The 18,597-nt window shown below is 44.6% G+C and carries 10 protein-coding genes; 6 read left to right on the forward strand and 4 right to left on the reverse strand.

Going from position 1 to position 18,597, the window contains the following annotated elements:
* Positions 1–17: 17 nt before the first annotated feature.
* Entirely contained in the window at positions 18–3,134 is a 3,117-nt protein-coding gene (locus RDN79_RS10840) for a TonB-dependent receptor (protein WP_298547036.1), read from the reverse strand.
* A gap of 848 nt (positions 3,135–3,982) precedes the next feature.
* Between RDN79_RS10840 and RDN79_RS10845 the strand changes: the two genes are divergently transcribed.
* The 6 genes from RDN79_RS10845 (at position 3,983) to RDN79_RS10870 (ending at position 15,671) form a co-directional block, all read left to right on the forward strand.
* On the forward strand, positions 3,983–7,045 hold the full coding sequence (locus RDN79_RS10845; protein WP_298547038.1) for a TonB-dependent receptor: 3,063 nt from the start codon (positions 3,983–3,985) through the stop codon (positions 7,043–7,045).
* A 23-nt stretch (positions 7,046–7,068) separates the two neighbouring features.
* Positions 7,069–8,724 carry a RagB/SusD family nutrient uptake outer membrane protein gene (locus RDN79_RS10850; RefSeq protein WP_298547040.1) on the forward strand — a complete coding sequence of 552 codons (1,656 nt, stop codon included), beginning with the start codon at positions 7,069–7,071 and terminating at the stop codon, positions 8,722–8,724.
* A 61-nt stretch (positions 8,725–8,785) separates the two neighbouring features.
* A complete protein-coding gene (locus RDN79_RS10855; RefSeq protein ID WP_298547042.1) occupies positions 8,786–10,165 on the forward strand; it encodes a DUF6057 family protein in 1,380 nt (459 codons plus the stop codon).
* 6 nt (positions 10,166–10,171) lie between these two features.
* On the forward strand, positions 10,172–11,626 hold the full coding sequence (locus RDN79_RS10860) for a cytochrome C biosynthesis protein (RefSeq protein ID WP_298547044.1): 1,455 nt from the start codon (positions 10,172–10,174) through the stop codon (positions 11,624–11,626).
* Between the two features lie 19 nt (positions 11,627–11,645).
* Complete coding sequence (locus tag RDN79_RS10865) at positions 11,646–12,200, forward strand: DUF3332 domain-containing protein (protein ID WP_298547046.1); 555 nt, start codon at positions 11,646–11,648, stop codon at positions 12,198–12,200.
* Between the two features lie 93 nt (positions 12,201–12,293).
* Positions 12,294–15,671 carry a glycoside hydrolase family 2 TIM barrel-domain containing protein gene (locus RDN79_RS10870; RefSeq protein WP_298547048.1) on the forward strand — a complete coding sequence of 1,126 codons (3,378 nt, stop codon included), beginning with the start codon at positions 12,294–12,296 and terminating at the stop codon, positions 15,669–15,671.
* Between the two features lie 559 nt (positions 15,672–16,230).
* Here RDN79_RS10870 and rny read toward each other — a convergent pair.
* The 3 genes from rny to RDN79_RS10885 all read right to left on the reverse strand — a co-directional run bounded on the left by rny (position 16,231) and on the right by RDN79_RS10885 (position 18,464).
* A complete protein-coding gene (gene rny, locus RDN79_RS10875) occupies positions 16,231–17,766 on the reverse strand; it encodes a ribonuclease Y (protein ID WP_298547050.1) in 1,536 nt (511 codons plus the stop codon).
* 108 nt (positions 17,767–17,874) lie between these two features.
* Entirely contained in the window at positions 17,875–18,165 is a 291-nt protein-coding gene (locus RDN79_RS10880) for a cell division protein ZapA (protein ID WP_298547052.1), read from the reverse strand.
* Between the two features lie 5 nt (positions 18,166–18,170).
* Positions 18,171–18,464, reverse strand: a complete 294-nt coding sequence (locus RDN79_RS10885) for a hypothetical protein (protein WP_298547054.1) — start codon at positions 18,462–18,464, stop codon at positions 18,171–18,173.
* Between the last annotated feature and the right edge of the window lie 133 nt (positions 18,465–18,597).

Here is an 18,597-nt window from a genome sequence, read left to right on the forward strand (position 1 = left end):
TTAATTTTTCACATTTATCAGAATGTCACATTCACACCAAAGGCATGTGTCTGCGTCAACGGGAAACTGGAACCACGTTCATCTCCGATTTCAGGATCAACGCTTACAAGCATATTATGGATCGTAAACAAATTTTCTACTGAATAGTAGAAACGAACATTCTCAATTCCGACAGACTTCAACACATTTTTCGGAAGCGAATATCCGAATTGCAGATTCTTCATACGTAAGTAGCTGGAATTCTGCACCCAGAATGTAGAAGTCGTATAGTTGTTAGAACTTTCATCATAAGCAACACGCGGCATCGTGGCATCTTTGTTGTCCTGTGTCCAGGCATCCAGCCAAACAGTTGCCGGGTGAGAGTCGTCACCAGCGAAATAACCGGTCACTTCCTTGTTGATCAAACGGCTTACACCAGCTGCCCCTGTAAAAGTCATTGACAAATCGAAATTCTTATAAGCAGCATTCAAATTCAAACCAAAAGTAAATTTCGGGTCGGTCGATCCTGCTAAAACACGGTCAGAGTCATCGATTTTTCCGTCATTATTTGTATCCTTGTAAATCAGGTCACCGGCTTTGAACTTTTTGGAGAACGGATATCCGTCCTTTCCAGCATATTTATCCATATAAGCCTGTGCCGCTTCGTCTGATTCGAAGAAACCGTCTGATTCATAAACCAAGTAGGTATTCAATGCTTCACCGATCCGACGGATCTTATTGCCGTTGTTCGGATCTTGCATCTCCTTAGAACTGCCAGACAATCCCAAGTCCTGCAAAATATTCTTATTGTACGCGAAGTTGCCGGTTGCACCGAACGACCAGTCACCCCACTTGTTATTATAGCTCAAGATTACTTCGACACCTCGGTTGGACATTTCACCCACATTGTCCTTGTATGCACCCAAACCGAACTCCTGCGGAACAGGTACATCCATAATGATACCCGTCGTCTTGCGGTCATAGTAATCGAACGTCACGTTGATCTTGTTGTTTAGTGTCGCATCAAAACCAAGTCCCCATGTACGGGATTTTTCCCATGAGATGGAAGCCAACTTATAACTATCCTGATAATAACCAGACTGCAAAGCGCCACCCAATGGGTAACTTGCACCTAAAGCATACGTGTTCATCCAGGGATAGTAATCACTCAATGCATCCTGATTACCCAATAATCCCCATGAACCACGAATCTTCAAATTGTTCAACCAGTCCTTCGTATTTTCCATAAAGCCTTCTTCACTGATACGCCATGCAGCAGAGAAAGAGGGGAAATAGCCCCAACGATTACCATCGGCAAAACGTGAAGATGCATCCGCACGGATATTGCCTTCCAACAGATACTTGCCGGCATAATCATAGTTGATACGTCCGAACCATGAAATCATTGCCAATTCACGAGTAAATCCAAAACTTTTCTGAGATGCAGGATCACCCGCATTCATATCGGTCAAATCGTTAGTCGGGAAGTTCTTACGGAACTGATGGTTAAAAGAATAGTCATACTTTTCCGTATGCCAACCTGCCATCGCTTTCAAGCCATGTTCACCGAATTGCTTGTCGTAGTTCAACAAAGCATCGAATGTAGCACGATGCCAACCGATAAAACGCTCTTCCGCACGATTCTGCTCCGTTTCTTTATTCGGGTTATACTTAATATACTTCTGAAAAGCAATATAATGCTGCTGATTATTGACATAAGAACCTGTTACCGTCGCAACCAACCCATCAATAATCTTATAATCAGCTGCCAGCGTACCCGAAAAGTTCTGGTTTTTACGTTTAACCGTCTGATCTACATCCAACCAAGCAAGCGGATTTCCATCGGAAATCGTACCATAGGTACCATCTTCTGCACGACCGACAATCCACGGTGAAATACGATTCAACTGACGGATAATCTGGTCGGAACTGGCAGCATAACGAGAATCTCCATCATCCCTTATACCGGAGTAATAAGAAGAAATCGGGTCTGCATAATCATTTTTAATATAAGCCAAATTCAAACGTACTGTCAATTTAGAATTCAACTTCAAATCCAAGTTAGTACGTGCATTGAACTGCTGCCTTTCTGCATTCGGAAGAATACCTGTCTGTCCCAAATAACCGACAGATCCCATATATTTTGCATTTTCCGTACCACCGCTCACACTGACATTGTGTGAATGCTGCACACCGGTTTGGTAAGCCTCGTCATACCAATCCGTATTCGGGTGCGTATCAGGAGAAGAACCATCTTTGAATTTCTGAAGATCCGTTTCATTAAAACGAGGATTCAAACCTTCCGCCACCATAGACTGGCTATACAACCGCGCATAGTCATATGAACTGATACGGTCGATCATTTCCGTCGGTTTCTGGAAACCGACATATCCATTATAGGAAATACGCGGTTTACCTGTCTTACCTCGTTTTGTCGTAATCAAGATTACACCGTTGGAAGCCTTCGAACCGTAAATAGCAGCAGAAGCGGCATCCTTCAATACGGAAATGCTTTCAATATCGTTCGGGTCGACCGAGTTCATCGTACCGGTTTCGATACCGTCCACCAAAATATAAGGGTCAGCCGTGTTCAACGTACCGACACCACGTACGCGGATCGTACCACCATCCTGTCCGGGACGGCCACCGCCAGAAGTTACCTGAACACCAGGCATCGTACCTTGTAACGCTGTAGAAATGTTCTGTACAGGACGGTTTTCCAACGCTTTGCTATCGATCTGTGCAACAGCACCGGTCATATTCACTTTCTTCTGCGTACCGTAACCGACGACAACGACTTCTTCCAACTTCTGAGTGTCTTCCACCAGATTCACAGCCAAAGTAGCTTGTCCGGTGTACTTGATTTCCTGTGTTACATAACCGATGAAAGAGATTTGAAGCACATCACCGTTATTCACTTCCAGAACAAAGTTACCGTCCATGTCGGTAACTGTACCGTTTGTCGTACCTTTTACGACTACTGAAGCACCGGCTACGGGGCCCAGTACATCATTAACTGTTCCTTTCAAACTTTTCTGTTGCTGAGAAATACCAACTTTGGTAGTTGCTGTCTCATTAGCCGCAAGCACTGTTCCTGAGGAACATAAAGCAGCAGACAACAGCAAAAAGCTGACTGGTCTTACGATTTTCAACATACTAATTGTTTTTTGTTTAATAATAATAGTCACTATATGAATAAGATCCAAGGAGGTGGTAAACACCTTACTTATAGACTCTTTACATTCATGGTATGATTTCTAACATATATCATAAATTTGTCATATAAATGAAGACTTAGTTCTTGTAGGACTACGACTTGTTTTAAGAAATATAAAAGAGAATGTACTAATAGGAAGGCTTGCTGTATGGAGTTCTTGTAGGACTACGTCCTTTGACGCGGCAAATGTAACACATTTATTTATTATCATGCATGTTTTTTTAGAAAAAATTAGCATGAACGTTCTTGAATGTATTTTTAATACCGTTTTATACAACGGGACAAATATATTAAAATATTTTACTAACACAAACAATATTAATTGTTATTTTTTCTTATAAGTGCTATCTATAGCTCTAAATCTTTTGAAAATCCGACAATATTGTAGCTTTACGTGAAATACATGAATCAGTGTCTTGTTTCATACATGTCCCCTATTTCTGAAGTATTTTAACCAAGCATACATCTCGAAATGTTAATTAACAATTAAGCATATCGAAATTCATTTGCCTCCATGTTTCTAACAAAACACCTCTTATTGCATAGATAAATATTACATAACCAGACTGTTATGATTCCATGATGTTTTATATAGACAGGGATGATATTAGATCTTTCGTCATAAACTCGCAAAACTTAATCTTAGTCCTACAAGAACTACGCATGTGAAAGCATAAACTTTGGCCCTAATTACTAAAAAATAAGCAAATAAGTGTGAGCTGTAGAAGAAACAGGTCCTCTTAAAGCCTATTATATCTAACTATTATTAAACAAAAAACAATTAGTATGTTGAAAATCGCAAGACCAGTCAGCCTAATGTTGATGTCTGCTGCATTGTTCACAACAGGAACAGTGTTCGCATCTAATGAGACAGCGACTCCTAAAGTTGGCATCTCTCAGCAACAAACGAGTTTGAAAGGTGTCGTTGAAGACGAATTCGGCCCTGTAGCGGGAGCCTCCGTAGTTGTAAAAGGTACAACAAACGGTACTGTTACCGACATGAACGGAAATTTCGTTCTGGAAGTAAAAAAAGGGGATGTAATCGTGATATCCTTTATCGGTTATTTAACCCAAGAAATCAAGTACAATGGAGAACAATCCATCCATGTAGACCTGAAGGAAGACACTCAAAAACTGGATGAAGTTGTCGTGGTCGGTTATGGCGTACAGAAAAAAGTAAACTTAACAGGATCCGTATCTTCTATTAAAGCAGAGACTCTGGAATCAAGGCCAGTATCAAGTGTATCCGCAGCATTAGCCGGACAGATGCCGGGTGTTACGGCTATTCAAAGTTCCGGACGTCCGGGTAGCCAGACAGGAACAATTACTGTTCGCGGTAAAAACTCCGTCAACGCGGCAAGTCCGTTAGTTATCGTAGACGGTGTTCCGGGTAGTATGAACACAATCGACCCTGCCGATATCGAAAGTCTTACAGTATTGAAAGACGCATCTTCTGCTGCCATCTACGGTGTTCAGGCTGCTAACGGAGTTATTTTGATCACAACCAAGAAAGGTAAAAAAGTAGACCGTGCACGTGTTAACTATTCAGGTAATGTAGGTTGGTCAACCCCAACTATGCGTCCTAAATTCTTAGGAGCTGCAGATTATGCGATATTATATAATGAAGCAACTCTTAATGACAACCCGAACAATCCACTTCGTTTTACAGACGAAGACATTGAATTATATCGTAATGGCACGGATCCTTATGGTCATCCCAATACCGATTGGTATAAAGAGACCATGAACCAAAACGCGATTGAAACAATGCACCACCTTTCCATCAGCGGTGGTTCAGAAAAAACAAGTTATAGCGCATCAGTCGGTTATACGCAACAAAACGGTTTGATCGATGCCAATAACTACAAACGTTTTAATGCACGTACCAGCGTTGATTCACAAATCAATAAATGGTTCTCTGCCGGTTTGAATGTTTCAGGCTACAGAGGAACCTTAATGGACGGATGGAATAGCGTTGCCGGTATGACTCAATTCACGAACCGTGCAACCCCTGTTGAAGGCGTACGAAATGAAGATGGTAAATTCATCTATAACGGTAAAGACAATCCTGTCGCTCTATTAGGACGTGACGGTTTCAGAAGAACAATGGACCAACAGGTAAACGGGACATTATATGGACAAGTAAACATTCTGCCCAATTTGACAGCTAAAGCTTTATTTTCAGTACGTAATGATGAAAAAAGCGAAGATGGTTTCAAAACACAGATTGTCTACGGTGCTAAAGACGAAGCGACGACCGGCCTTCGAGAAGGGTATGAAAAACAGACTTGGTGGAACTGGTACACCACCCAGGTATTGATCAACTATAACGAAACATGGGGTAAACACGATTTAGGTTTATTGGGCGGTTTTGAACAGATCGATTACCGCTACAAACATTTAGAGGCGACCCGTAAAGGCGGAGGCAACAATGAACTGCAAGAATCTTTGAGCACATTGGATGCATCTTCACAAACGAACAAAGAGTCAAGATACGAAGTCGCTCATCGTTCATATTTCGGACGTGCCCAATATAGCTTTGCTGACAAATATCTGTTAGAAGCAAATGTCCGTATAGACGGATCATCCCGTTTTGCCTCCGGCAACCGTTGGGGTACTTTCCCTGCCTTCTCAGCAGGTTGGAGAATCACCGAAGAAGAATTCATGAAAAATGCGGGGCTTGATTGGCTCAGTAATTTGAAATTACGTGCAGGCTGGGGACAAACAGGTAACGAAGAGTTGAAGGACGAAGAAGCTTATCTGACCGTTCCTTCATACGCGTACGATAAATATATGTTTGGAAATACGCTTTATTCAACCATCAAAGAAAGCCGTTACGCAAACCAGGAACTCAAATGGGCTACCGTAACAAGTATCGAAGGTGCGATCGAAGCATCTTTCCTCAACAATAAAATAGGATTTGAATTAGCCGGATACAAGAAAACAACCAACGACATGTTGTTGCTCCTTCCCGTACAGGGCATATTCGGTATGGACGCACCCAGACAAAATGCAGGCCAGGTACAGAATACCGGGTTCGATTTAAGCATTTTCCACAACAACTCTATCAGCAAAGATTTCCGTTATGACATAAACTTCAATATCGCTTATGTTCACAATGAATTGACAGATCTGAAAGGGACAGAAGGAAAAGAACCCGGAGACGGACGTGGCAATTTCTGGTTCCTGGAAGGTTATCCTATCGGTTCATATTACGGATATGAAGCAGACGGTTTATTTAATTCAGCAGAAGAAGTCGCAAAAGGACCGACGCGCACCGGGACGGAACAACCGGGTGATATCCGTTACAAAGACTTGAACGGCGATGGAAAAATCGATGCCGCCAACGATCGCAAAGTGATCGGAAAAGAGTTTCCAAGTTGGACTGCCGGTTTAGGAGCCAATCTATATTACAAAGATTTTGATTTGTCATTCTTCTTCCAAGGTGCATTCGATGTAGATGCCTACGTTAATGGTGAAGCAGCCTATGCATTCTTCAACGGCGGTAAGGTCCTGGAACGCCATTTGGACCGTTGGACACCGACCAACCACGATGCGTCATATCCGCGTATCACAATGGCTGACCAAATCAACTATCAGTTCTCATCTTATTGGTTGCAAGACGCTTCTTATGTCCGGTTGAAAAACCTGACGATCGGTTACAACATTCCGAAAGCATTACTAAGCAAAATCAATTTGGATCGCGTAAAAATATTCCTGACCGGTGAAAACCTGTTTACGATAACCGGTATGGATTCACTTGACCCGGAATCAGCTCCATCCAATGCCCGTGGAGGTTTATACTCGAACGTAAGAAAAATATCAATCGGTCTTAAAGTAGGTTTTTAAACAACTAATTATAATTTAGAAATATGAAAAAGAATTATATATATATAGCCCTTCTGGCTATCACACTATTCGGTTTCAGTTCATGTAGCGATTTTTTGGATCGCATACCGGATGATGAACTATCAGACGGTAGCTTCTGGAAAACTCCCAATGACGCAAAAATGTTTATTGCAGACGTATATCGCCAGGTATTACCCGGAGGTGATAACGGAGATATCGACTCGGATATCGATTCGGATAATGCAGTACATGGTATCAAATGGGCTGCCGGAGATGTATCCAGAGGTATCTATGATCCCGCCGCGATGAGTTGGAGCGGAGACTATAAAGCAATCCGCGCTTGTAACATCTTGCTGTCTAAAATAGACAATATATCTGATTACAGCCAAGCTGATAAAGAAGCAGTGATGGGAGAAGCTCGTTTTTTACGAGGTTATACCTATTTCGGACTTATCCAAACATTTGGCGGAGTTCCCTATGTCGACCAACCGGTAGACTTGAGAGAAATGGGAAATATTACACGTACGCCGGTCGAAGAAGTCTACGCAAAAGTAATGGAAGACTTTGATTATGCAATAGCCCATTTACCCGCCCAATGGGGAAGTAGCGATTATGGTCGTGCAACAAAAGGCGCAGCCAATGCCATGAAAGCGCGTGCAGCATTATATTTCAAGAACTACGACACAGCAGCCGATGCCGCGAAAGCCGTTATCGAATCAGGAGAATATGAGTTGTTCGATGCAAATAACACAGGCAAGTATGCCCATCTATTCTGGGAAGAACAAGAAGCTTGCAAAGAGGCTATTTTAGTAAGGCAGTTCAATGCGCCGGAATTGACAAATTACATCATCGGTTGGGGATGTTTTCCAACAAAAGGCTGGGGAGGCATCAATCCGACTCAGAGCTTAGTCGATGCTTTCGAGTGTATTGACGGATCTCCGATTGATAAATCCACAACTTACGATCCCGCAAATCCATTTAAAGATCGCGACCCGCGTTTAGAAGTTTGTGTATTGCACGACGGAGAAGAAATGTATGGCGTAACCATCAAAACAGCCCCACTGAAATCAAGCGGTTCTACCGGCGTTGCCCAACATAACGATGCTACAGCTACAGGATATTACGATCAAAAATGGCTGGACCCGTCAATCGACCCACAATCAACAGGTTGGGACATGGGTAAAGACTGGCATGTTATTCGGTATGCAGAAGTATTGCTGACCTACGCAGAAGCTAAAAATGAGATTTCACCATTAGATGCTTCAGCTTTTGATGCAGTCAACCAGGTACGTCGTCGTGTAGGCATGCCGGAGTTACAAAATACGGATGCAAGCAAACCGACCTATTGCGGCACACAAGATGCCCTCCGTCAACGTATCCGTAACGAATGGCGAGTGGAATTTGCAATGGAAGGCAGCAAGCGCAAATGGGACATCCGCCGTTGGGGCATAGCTAAAGATGTGTTGAACGCTCCGTTCCTGGGAATGAAATACAAGATGGTTGATGATCCTAACGCTCCGGAAGGAGACAACGGAAAGAAATGTATCCTGTATCAAGGTGAAAACATCAAACTGACAGGTAGCAAATATGAAGATCATAACTACCTGTTCCCAATTCCGCAGGAAGAAATCGACCTGAATCCGGCTTTGACCCAGAATCCGGGATACTCAAAAAAATAAGCGATATCAATATTTACAGCAAACACGGGAGGACAGATGTTCTCTCGTGTTTCATTATTTTATGAAGCATATTCACTGGTTACTTTTTGCCCTTCTCTTCGGTTTGCTCCTGTTCATGTTTATGGACAGCCTGGCTTATCTTTTCCCTTACCATGAGCAACAGCAACTTTTCCTGTTTACCAATTCCTATCTGGAGAGTTATTTATCAGAGCCGGGAAAGACTGGTGAATATTTTGCAAACTTTGTCATCCAATTCTTCTATCTGCCTTATACGGGAAAAATAGTATTGGCATTTATCTTATCCTGCCTATATCTGCTACCGACATTAACCATTCGGAGGCTAACCGGGAAACACGATCCGTTACAGATAGCATTACTTCCATCCCTTTATTTATTCATACAATTCGAATCTTCTGATTTCGAGATCAGCAGGATTACAAGCCTTTTCTGTATTTTCCTTATAACATGCTTACTGTCCTTACTTCACAGAAAAACTTTTTGTTATGCCTCGATTCCCTGTTTCCTGCTGACAGGATTCGCATTGGGCTGGATCTATCCAGTGATTGTCTTCATAATCCTTTTGCTAACCGCACTTTCAGCCTGCATACTGCCCCGTCTCATAAACAACCCCAAAACACAGAAAAGTTGTACAATCCTATGCCTGATTGTGTATGCCTCATGCACATTCTATTCATTTGTCCGTACTTACAATATGCGCGAACGGTTACTGATCGAAACAGAGTTTCATGTAAAGAAACAAGAATGGGACCAGGTTCTTACCCATGCAAAAAAATATAGAGGAGAAAGCCAGCTAATGGATTATTTCTGCAATATGGCTCTTTACCATACCGGACGTATGCCTTACGACCTGTTGAATTACCCGCAGAGCTATGGAATCAATTCTCTTTTCCTGCCCTGGGTCAGCGATCCACGACAAAGCAGGTATGGACATTATCTGTATGAACAATTGGGCTATATCAACGAAGCTCAACGCTGGGCGTCCGAAGCGTTGGTAGTCTACGGAGAAACAGCTCCTACTCTCCTGAACCTGGTTCGTTACAACATTGTAAACGGACGTCAGGAAGTCGCGATGCGTTTTATCAGGATCTTAAAGCAATCCTTGTTCTACAGCAAGCAAGCTGAAGAATATGAAAGGCTGGTCCCTACCGGTGAAGTTCCGGGCTTGGCGCCTGTTCCCCAACAAAAAGAGAAGAAAGCACGCTTTGCCAATATTCAGAATTTAGGCCCGGAGCTTATATTTATCTGTGAGCAGGATTCTACCAATCGTATGGCGTTCGAATACCTGATGAGTTACCTGATACTTAGCAAAAAGACCCGACTATTCGTGGAGTACCTGCCACGAATAAAACAATTCTCTTATCCGGGAATGCCGCCTCTTTACCAAAATATACTCGACAACTATAAACAGACACAACAATAACAGCTTATGAAACCGTTTATCATCCTTCTATATATAATATTGATGACTGCCTGTAGCCAGGAAAAGATCACACCGGATGCTTACATAGATAAACCTCCCACCCTGTTCCCCGACTACACAGCAGTCACATTTCCGGTCAACATCGCACCTCCCAACTTTCAGATAGAAGAGGATGGCGAGGAATTTTATGTAGAAATAGGATTCGAAGACAAAGTTGTCTTTACCCGGAAAAATAAAAAGGGAGAAATAATTATTCCTTTGAAGCAGTGGCACAAATTGGCCTCGGCAGCAGCCGGAAATGAGTTTTATATCCGTATTTCCATCCGGCAAAAAGGGAAATGGACACAATACAAAGAGATCCGAAACTCCATTTCCGCAGAGCCGATAGATCCATACTTGGCATACCGCCTTTTATATCCGGGCTACGAGCTATGGAATCAAATGGGTATTTACCAGCGTGACCTCACCTCCTACGAAGAAATCCCCATTATCGAAAACAGATCGGACAGATCGACCTGTATGAATTGCCACACCTTCTTCCAAAACAATCCGGAGACGATGATGATCCATATACGGGGGAATAACGGGGGAACCATTATCTCCCGTAACGGGAATATCGGGAAAGTCGACGTTAAAAAACCGGGAATGAGCAATGGAGGGACATACGCAGCCTGGCATCCGGGCGGGAGATATATTGCTTACTCCGTCAATGAGATACAGCAGTTTTTCCATTCTACCGGAAAAAAGCCGATAGAGGTATCGGACCGGGAATCCGACCTGATCGTATGGGATTGCGAAACAAACCGGCTTATCACCGACTCGCTTATTTATGGGCCGGAATGGATGGAGACATTTCCTACCTGGAGCCCGGACGGAAAAACATTGTATTTCTGCCGAAGCAAGGCCATCACTCCCCGAACCTCTTTGGACAGTATCTATTATGACTTGTACAAAATACCATTCGATGCCCGAAGACAAACATTCGGTAAACCCGAATGCGTATACGAAGCATCGGCTTTCCATAAAAGCATTTCCTTTCCGAGAATCTCTCCGGACGGAAACTACCTGATGTTCACTTGCTCCGATTATGGCAACTTTTCCATATGGCATCCTGAAAGCGAACTTTATCTTTTAAATCTGCAAAATGGAAATATCCGAAATATGCAGGAAGTAAACAGCGATAATGTAGAGAGTTTTCACACTTGGTCTTCTTCAGGAAAATGGTTTGTTTTCAGTAGTAAACGTGTAGACGGACTATGGGCGCATCCGTTCATTGCTTATTTTAATCCGGAAACAGGGCTCGCCGGCAAGCCGTTTATGGTTCCTCAGAAAAATCCCGAATACTATAAAACCTTTATCAAGACATTTAATTTGCCGGAACTCATAACCGTCCCGATAACAGAAAACAAACAGGGTCTTAAGCAAATCCGAAATAAATTGTTATCTTCGCCCCCAAATTAACTACAAATATTAAATATTCATGAAGAAAAAAAGTGTAACTTTATTGGTAGCGGCAACGCTTGCCAGCAGTGTATTATTCTCATCATGTATTGGATCATTTGGGTTATCCAATAAGCTGTTGGATTGGAACAGAAACATTGACAGCAAGTTTGTAAACGAACTGGTTTTCATCGCCTTCTGGATTGTTCCGGTTTATGAAATCTCAGCATTAGCCGATGTATTAGTATTAAACTCTATCGAGTTCTGGAGCGGAAACAACCCTGTTGCAGATGCCGGTACGGTAAAAACAATCGAAACGAAAGACGGCACGTATGCCATCGAAACCAAGAAAGACGGCTACCACATCCAGAAAGAAGGAGAAGAGAAAGCGGTCGACCTGGTCTTCAATGAAGCAGACAAGAGTTGGAGCGTAGAAGCAGACGGCGAAGCTACCAAGTTATTGAAGTTCAATAGTAACGACGAAGTTGTCATGTACCTTCCCGACGGCAAAGAAATGAATGTGGAACTGAACCAGGCCGGCGTACTTGCTTTCAGACAAGTTGCCGAAGGTTATTCCTTCTACGCAGCAAGATAATTGAGAATTGAGAATTGAAAATTGAGAAATGTTTGTTTACTCATGATTTTCAATTCTCAATTTCTAAAGTGCTAATCTAAATTAAAAATGCATATGAAACACAAGATCAAACAAACGATGCTCACAGGAGCATTGAGTTGCTTCCTTCTGGGCACCGCATTGGCTGACAATACGACGAACCGGCCTGCGAAGCCTTACTGGCAGGACATCCAGGTCGTTGCCGTAAACAAAGAGGCACCCCGCTCCTCTTTCATGAGTTATGGAGACCGTGCCACAGCTCTCTCTTCCCGATATGAAAAAAGTCCTTTCTATTCGTTGCTGAACGGCACATGGAAATTCTATTTCGTAGATTCGTACAAAGACCTTCCCGCCAACATCACAGATCCTTCTGCCAGCACTTCCGATTGGGACGACATCACCGTTCCGGGAAACTGGGAAGTCCAAGGACATGGTACCGCCATCTATACGAACCACGGATATGAGTTCAAGCCGCGTAACCCTCAACCTCCGCTATTGCCGGAAGCGAATCCGGTAGGTGTTTACCGCCGCGACTTCGAGATTCCCGCCGGTTGGGACGGACGTGACGTATATCTGCACATCGCCGGAGCCAAATCGGGCTTATATGTGTATGTAAACGGCAAGGAAGTCGGCTATAGCGAAGATTCCAAGAATCCGGCCGAATTCCTGATCAACAAATACCTGCAACCGGGCAAGAACGTACTGACACTGAAAATCTTCCGCTGGAGTACAGGCTCCTATCTGGAATGCCAGGACTTCTGGCGTCTGAGCGGTATCGAACGCGACGTCTATCTATGGTCACAGCCCAAGATCGCCGTCAATGATTACCGTATTGTCTCCACGCTCGACGACACCTACAAGAACGGTATCTTCAGTCTGGCAATGGATATCAAGAACCATTCCGACAAGGTCAAGAACATCGACGTCACATACGAATTATTAGACACAAAAGGCAATGTGGCTGCAACGGCCGAAAACAAGCTGTGGGTAAGCCCGAACACGATTACAACGACTTCGTTCGAAAAGACATTGGACAACGTGGAAAGCTGGAACGCAGAACATCCGAACCTCTACAAGCTGTTGATGACGATCAAGGAAGACGGCAAGGTGACGGAGGTGATCCCGCAGAACGTCGGTTTCCGCCGCATCGAAATCAAAGAGATCGACCGGATCGCCGGGAACGGCAAACCGTACACCGTCTTGCTGTTCAACGGACAGCCGATCAAGTTCAAAGGCGTAAACATCCACGAACATAATCCGCTGACCGGACATTACGTGCCGGAAGAACTGATGCGCAAGGATTTCGAACTGATGAAACAGAACAACCTGAACTCCGTCCGTCTGTGCCATTATCCGCAAGACCGCAAGTTCTACGAGCTTTGCGACGAATACGGATTGTATGTTTACGACGAAGCCAACATCGAATCGCACGGCATGTACTACAACCTGCGTAAAGGCGGTACGTTAGGCAACAACCCGGAATGGTTGAAACCGCACATGGACCGCACGGTCAACATGTACGAACGCAACAAAAACCATCCGTCCGTCACAATCTGGTCATTAGGTAACGAAGCCGGAAACGGTTACAACTTCTACCAGACTTATTTATACCTGAAAGATAAGGAAAAGACCATGATGGGCCGTCCGGTCAACTACGAACGTGCCCTTTGGGAATGGAATAGCGATATGTATGTACCGCAATATCCAAGCGCCGGATGGCTGGAAGAGATCGGCGCACAAGGCAGCGACCGTCCCGTTGCACCGTCCGAATATGCCCACGCGATGGGTAACTCGACCGGTAACCTGTGGGGACAATGGCAAGCCATCTACAAATATCCGAACCTGCAAGGCGGTTGGATCTGGGACTGGGTAGACCAGGGTATCCTTACCAAAGATGAAAACGGAAAAGAGTTTTACGCTTACGGCGGTGACTTCGGCAAAGATATGCCGAGCGACGGCAACTTCCTTTGCAACGGTCTGGTCAATCCGGATCGCACACCACATCCGGGAATGGCAGAAGTGAAGTTCGCGCATCAGAACGTCGGCTTCGAAGCAGTAGATGCGGCAAACGGCGTGTTCAAGATCACCAACCGCTTCTACTTCACGAACCTGAAGGACTATATGTTTACTTATACCATAAAAGCGAACAACAAGATCATCAAAAGCAACAAGATGTCACTCGACCTGGCTCCGCAGGCCTCACAGGAAATCACGGTCCCCGTAGCCGGCCTGAAACCGCAGGCAGGTGTGGACTATTTAGTTGACTTCGCCGTTACGACCATAAAGGAAGAAGGTCTTGTTCCTGCCGGCCATGATATCGCACTGGGCCAGTTCCGTCTGCCTGTCGAAGCCGACAAGATGGCTTATAAGGCCGGTGGTCCTAAACTGACTGTATCGGAAGAAGGAGACAACGTGAAGGTGACTTCCTCGAAAGTAAACTTCGTATTCGATAAGAAAGCCGGCGTCGTCACCTCTTACAAGGTGGGCAACACGGAATACTTCAACGAAGGTTTCGGTATCCGCCCTAATTTCTGGCGTGCCCCGAACGACAACGACTACGGAAGCGGCGACCCGCAGCGTCTGGAAATCTGGGAAATCGCAAGTCGTAATTTCAACGTGACAAACGCTTCCGCTGAAATCGCAGATGGTAATGCAATCGTGAAAGTCGACTACAAATTGCCGGCCGGCAACCAGTTCGTCATCACTTATAAAATCTATCCCGATGGCACCATGAACGTGGCTACACTTTTCACTCCGGCTCATTTGGATGGAAAGAAGATCGAGATATCGGAAGCGACTGCAACCGCCACATTCTCTCCGGGCCGCGAGAACATGAGCGAACGCGACAAGATGGTCGTTCCGCGTATCGGCATACGTTTCCGCCTGCCGGCAACAATGGATCAACTGGAATACTTCGGTCGCGGTCCGCTGGAAAACTATTGGGACCGCAAGGCAGGTTACATGATCGGACAGTACAAGAGCACCGCAGGAGAACAGTATTTCCCTTATGTCCGCCCGCAGGAAAACGGCCACCATTGCGATACACGCTGGATTTCATTAGGCGGTAAAGGCAAGAACCTGTTAATCGTTGCTGACGACGAGATGGAATTCAACGCACTACGTAACTCCGTCGAAGATTTCGATGCCGGCAAGGCGACCGACCGTCCGTACCAGTGGAACAATTTCACACCGGAAGACATCGCCAACCGTCCGGAAATCGGACCGTACGACAAACCTCGCCAGACGCATATCAACGACATCGCACCGCGTAACTTCGTCGAAGTATGCGTAGACCTGAAACAGCAGGGATTGGCCGGCTACGACAGTTGGTATTCACGTCCGGAACCGGAATACACTTTACCTGCAGACCGGGAATACAAGTGGGGCTTCACATTGATCCCCGGAGCCAATGCCAATAGCGCACAGAAGAAAACGGGTTACAGCTACAAATAAATAATCCGGTTTTACATAACAATTAAAAAAGCGGTTGCCCCATTCCGGGCAACCGCTTTTTTGCATCGGTAATATTCTTATCCGCGCTATTCGCTTCCTGAAAAGGTAGGCATCGGCTGTCGAATAGGTGCCTACCTTTTTACTGCTACCCTATAGGCTTTTCACGAAAAGGATATAGGCTGTATTTTTTAGCCTATACCCTATATTTTATGAGACAGGAACCCCTCCGATCCTCTCTATATGATAAAACTAAAAACAGGGTTCACAGGAAGCAAACACCTAATGATCAATGATTTGTTGTGAAACCTGTGAAACAGGTTTACGATCCGCCCATCCTATCGATTCATCCCGCCTCTTTTATCCTGCATTCACAGGGTTCACAGCAACATACTGATCTCCAAAAGCTTCCAAGCTGTGTGAACCCTAATACATAAAACAACCGATGGGCATTTAGAGGATAATCCAAGAATATTTGAACCATTAAATGAAGGTTTTATAAAAAACGGGCCGGACTTCATTCAGCCCGGCCCTCCATAAACTTATTCAGTGATTATCGATTCTACTTGGCGTAGCTTACCGCACGAGTCTCACGGATTACCGTGATCTTCACCTGACCCGGATAAGTCATTTCATCCTGGATCTTCTTTGCGATTTCGTTTGACAGGTTTTCAGTATCCTTATCGTCGATCTTATCGGCCCCGACAATTACGCGGAGTTCACGACCGGCCTGGATAGCATACGTCTTCACTACCCCCGGATAAGAAAGAGCCAACTGTTCCAAATCATTCAGACGCTTGATATAAGCCTCGACGATCTCACGACGGGCTCCCGGACGTGCACCCGAAATAGCATCACAAACCTGTACGATCGGAGCAAGCAGCGTCTGCATTTCCACTTCATCGTGGTGAGCGCCTACAGCGTTGCAGATATCCGGTTTCTCTTTATATTTCTCACAAAGCTTCATGCCTAAGATTGCGTGCGGCAATTCCGGCTCGTCATCGGGCACCTTACCTATATCGTGCAACAGTCCGGCACGTTTCGCCTTTTTCGGGTTCAAGCCCAACTCGGATGCCATCACAGCACATAAGTTTGCTGTTTCGCGTGCGTGCTGCAACAGGTTCTGGCCGTATGAAGAACGATATTTCATCTTACCGATCATACGGATCAGTTCAGGATGCAAGCCATGAACACCGAGGTCGATAACGGTACGTTTACCTGTTTCCACCACTTCGTCTTCCACCTGTTTTTTCACTTTCGTCACCACCTCCTCGATACGTGCCGGATGGATACGTCCGTCCTGTACCAACTGGTGCAAAGCCAGACGGGCGATTTCACGACGGACCGGATCAAAGCCGGACAGCACAATTGCTTCGGGCGTATCGTCTACCACGATCTCGATACCGGTTGCGGCTTCCAACGCCCGGATGTTACGGCCTTCGCGACCGATGATGCGGCCTTTGATTTCGTCAGATTCGATATGGAAGACAGTAATCGAATTCTCGATTGCCGTTTCGGTAGCCACACGTTGAATAGACTGGATAACGATTTTCTTCGCCTCCTTGTTGGCCGTCATCTTCGCTTCTTCCATGATTTCGTTGATATAGGAAGTGGCTTCGGACTTGGCCTCGTCTTTCAGGGATTCGATCAGACGCTCTTTCGCTTCTTCGGCAGAAAGCCCGGAAAGGGTTTCCAGATGTTCGACTTCACGCTGGTGAAGTTTATCCAGATCCTGCTTCTTCTTATCTACCATTTCCAGTTGGGCAGCCAGGTTCTCCTTTACGGCATCCACTTCGCTATTCTTGCGTTGCAGATCTTCCTGACGTTGGTTCAAACTCAACTCACGTTGTTTCAACTTAGCCTCTACAGACTGTATCTTCGAATTACGGGCGGACACCTGTTTCTCCAAGTCCGCTTTCAAATGAAGGAACTTCTCTTTTACTTCGAGCAGCTTCTTCTGCTTCATTACTTCCGACTCCTTTTCAGCCTCGCGTATCACGGCGTCATACCTTGACTTCATAAGGACTCTCATCACAAACCACACGAGCAAACCTCCGACAATGAAGGTCACAAGTGCTATGATTATAGTCATACCCATTTTACTTATAGTTTAAATTCAGTTATATTATTATACAAAAAAAGCACTGCCTTACACGGATACACCCATGCAAAGTAGTGCGGAAACGCATCTTCTTTATTCTTACAACTATTTATCCTTCAGGTAACTTTCCAGTTTATCGGTCAGTTCCTGTATCTTTTCAGTAAAGGGACTTGTGTCATTCTTATCCTCCAACTTCAAGTTTTCCACCGATAGCTGAAAGGTCACCATGGCTAACAAATCTTTTACATCCACTTCGGAATATTTCTTCCGGTACTGGTCCATTTTCTTCCTGATTTGCCTGACAGCCTCACGGGCTACCTGCTCCTCGCTCCGGTCGATCCTGACACCATAACTTTTACCGGCTATCTCTACATGTATAAGAAATTTATCGTCCATCGCCTCTATTCGTTTAATAGTGCAATGCACTTGTCTACTTCCCGCACTAACTTGGATAACCTCATCCTGGCACTTTTCATTTCTCCCTCGTTGACAGAAACGACCCGTGCAGTCAGCATGTTATCACATTTGGCATTCAACTCTTCGATCATCTTCATTGCTTGTCGAAGTTCTCCTTCTTTCTGTACCAAAAAACCTTCAAGCTCGTTGATTTTCTGTCTCTGCCTATCGCAAAGTTCCATCAAATCACGAACCCTAACATCAAATACAGCTAACAATCTTTTATGATCTTCGGTCATTTCACACCAAATTCTACACAAAAGTAAAGGATAGAATTGAATAAAACAACGAATCGGTTTGTTTTTTTGACAGAAAACCACGGCTCTTTCATTTAAAAAATAGACGAATATTGAAAATAAGGCTTATTTTATC

It is taken from the genome of uncultured Parabacteroides sp., assembly GCF_902493135.1.
In the GTDB taxonomy this organism is placed as follows: Bacteria; Bacteroidota; Bacteroidia; order Bacteroidales; family Tannerellaceae; genus Parabacteroides.

What these genes read in the sequence shown, in the direction of transcription:
- RDN79_RS10855 (WP_298547042.1), top strand. Translation starts at nt 8,786, where the DNA reads ATGAAGCATATTCACTGGTTACTTTTTGCCCTTCTCTTCGGTTTGCTC.
- RDN79_RS10840 (WP_298547036.1), bottom strand. Translation starts at nt 3,134, where the DNA reads ATGTTGAAAATCGTAAGACCAGTCAGCTTTTTGCTGTTGTCTGCTGCT.
- RDN79_RS10865 (WP_298547046.1), top strand. Translation starts at nt 11,646, where the DNA reads ATGAAGAAAAAAAGTGTAACTTTATTGGTAGCGGCAACGCTTGCCAGC.
- rny (WP_298547050.1), bottom strand. Translation starts at nt 17,766, where the DNA reads ATGGGTATGACTATAATCATAGCACTTGTGACCTTCATTGTCGGAGGT.
- RDN79_RS10885 (WP_298547054.1), bottom strand. Translation starts at nt 18,464, where the DNA reads ATGACCGAAGATCATAAAAGATTGTTAGCTGTATTTGATGTTAGGGTT.
- RDN79_RS10870 (WP_298547048.1), top strand. Translation starts at nt 12,294, where the DNA reads ATGAAACACAAGATCAAACAAACGATGCTCACAGGAGCATTGAGTTGC.
- RDN79_RS10860 (WP_298547044.1), top strand. Translation starts at nt 10,172, where the DNA reads ATGAAACCGTTTATCATCCTTCTATATATAATATTGATGACTGCCTGT.
- RDN79_RS10845 (WP_298547038.1), top strand. Translation starts at nt 3,983, where the DNA reads ATGTTGAAAATCGCAAGACCAGTCAGCCTAATGTTGATGTCTGCTGCA.
- RDN79_RS10880 (WP_298547052.1), bottom strand. Translation starts at nt 18,165, where the DNA reads ATGGACGATAAATTTCTTATACATGTAGAGATAGCCGGTAAAAGTTAT.
- RDN79_RS10850 (WP_298547040.1), top strand. Translation starts at nt 7,069, where the DNA reads ATGAAAAAGAATTATATATATATAGCCCTTCTGGCTATCACACTATTC.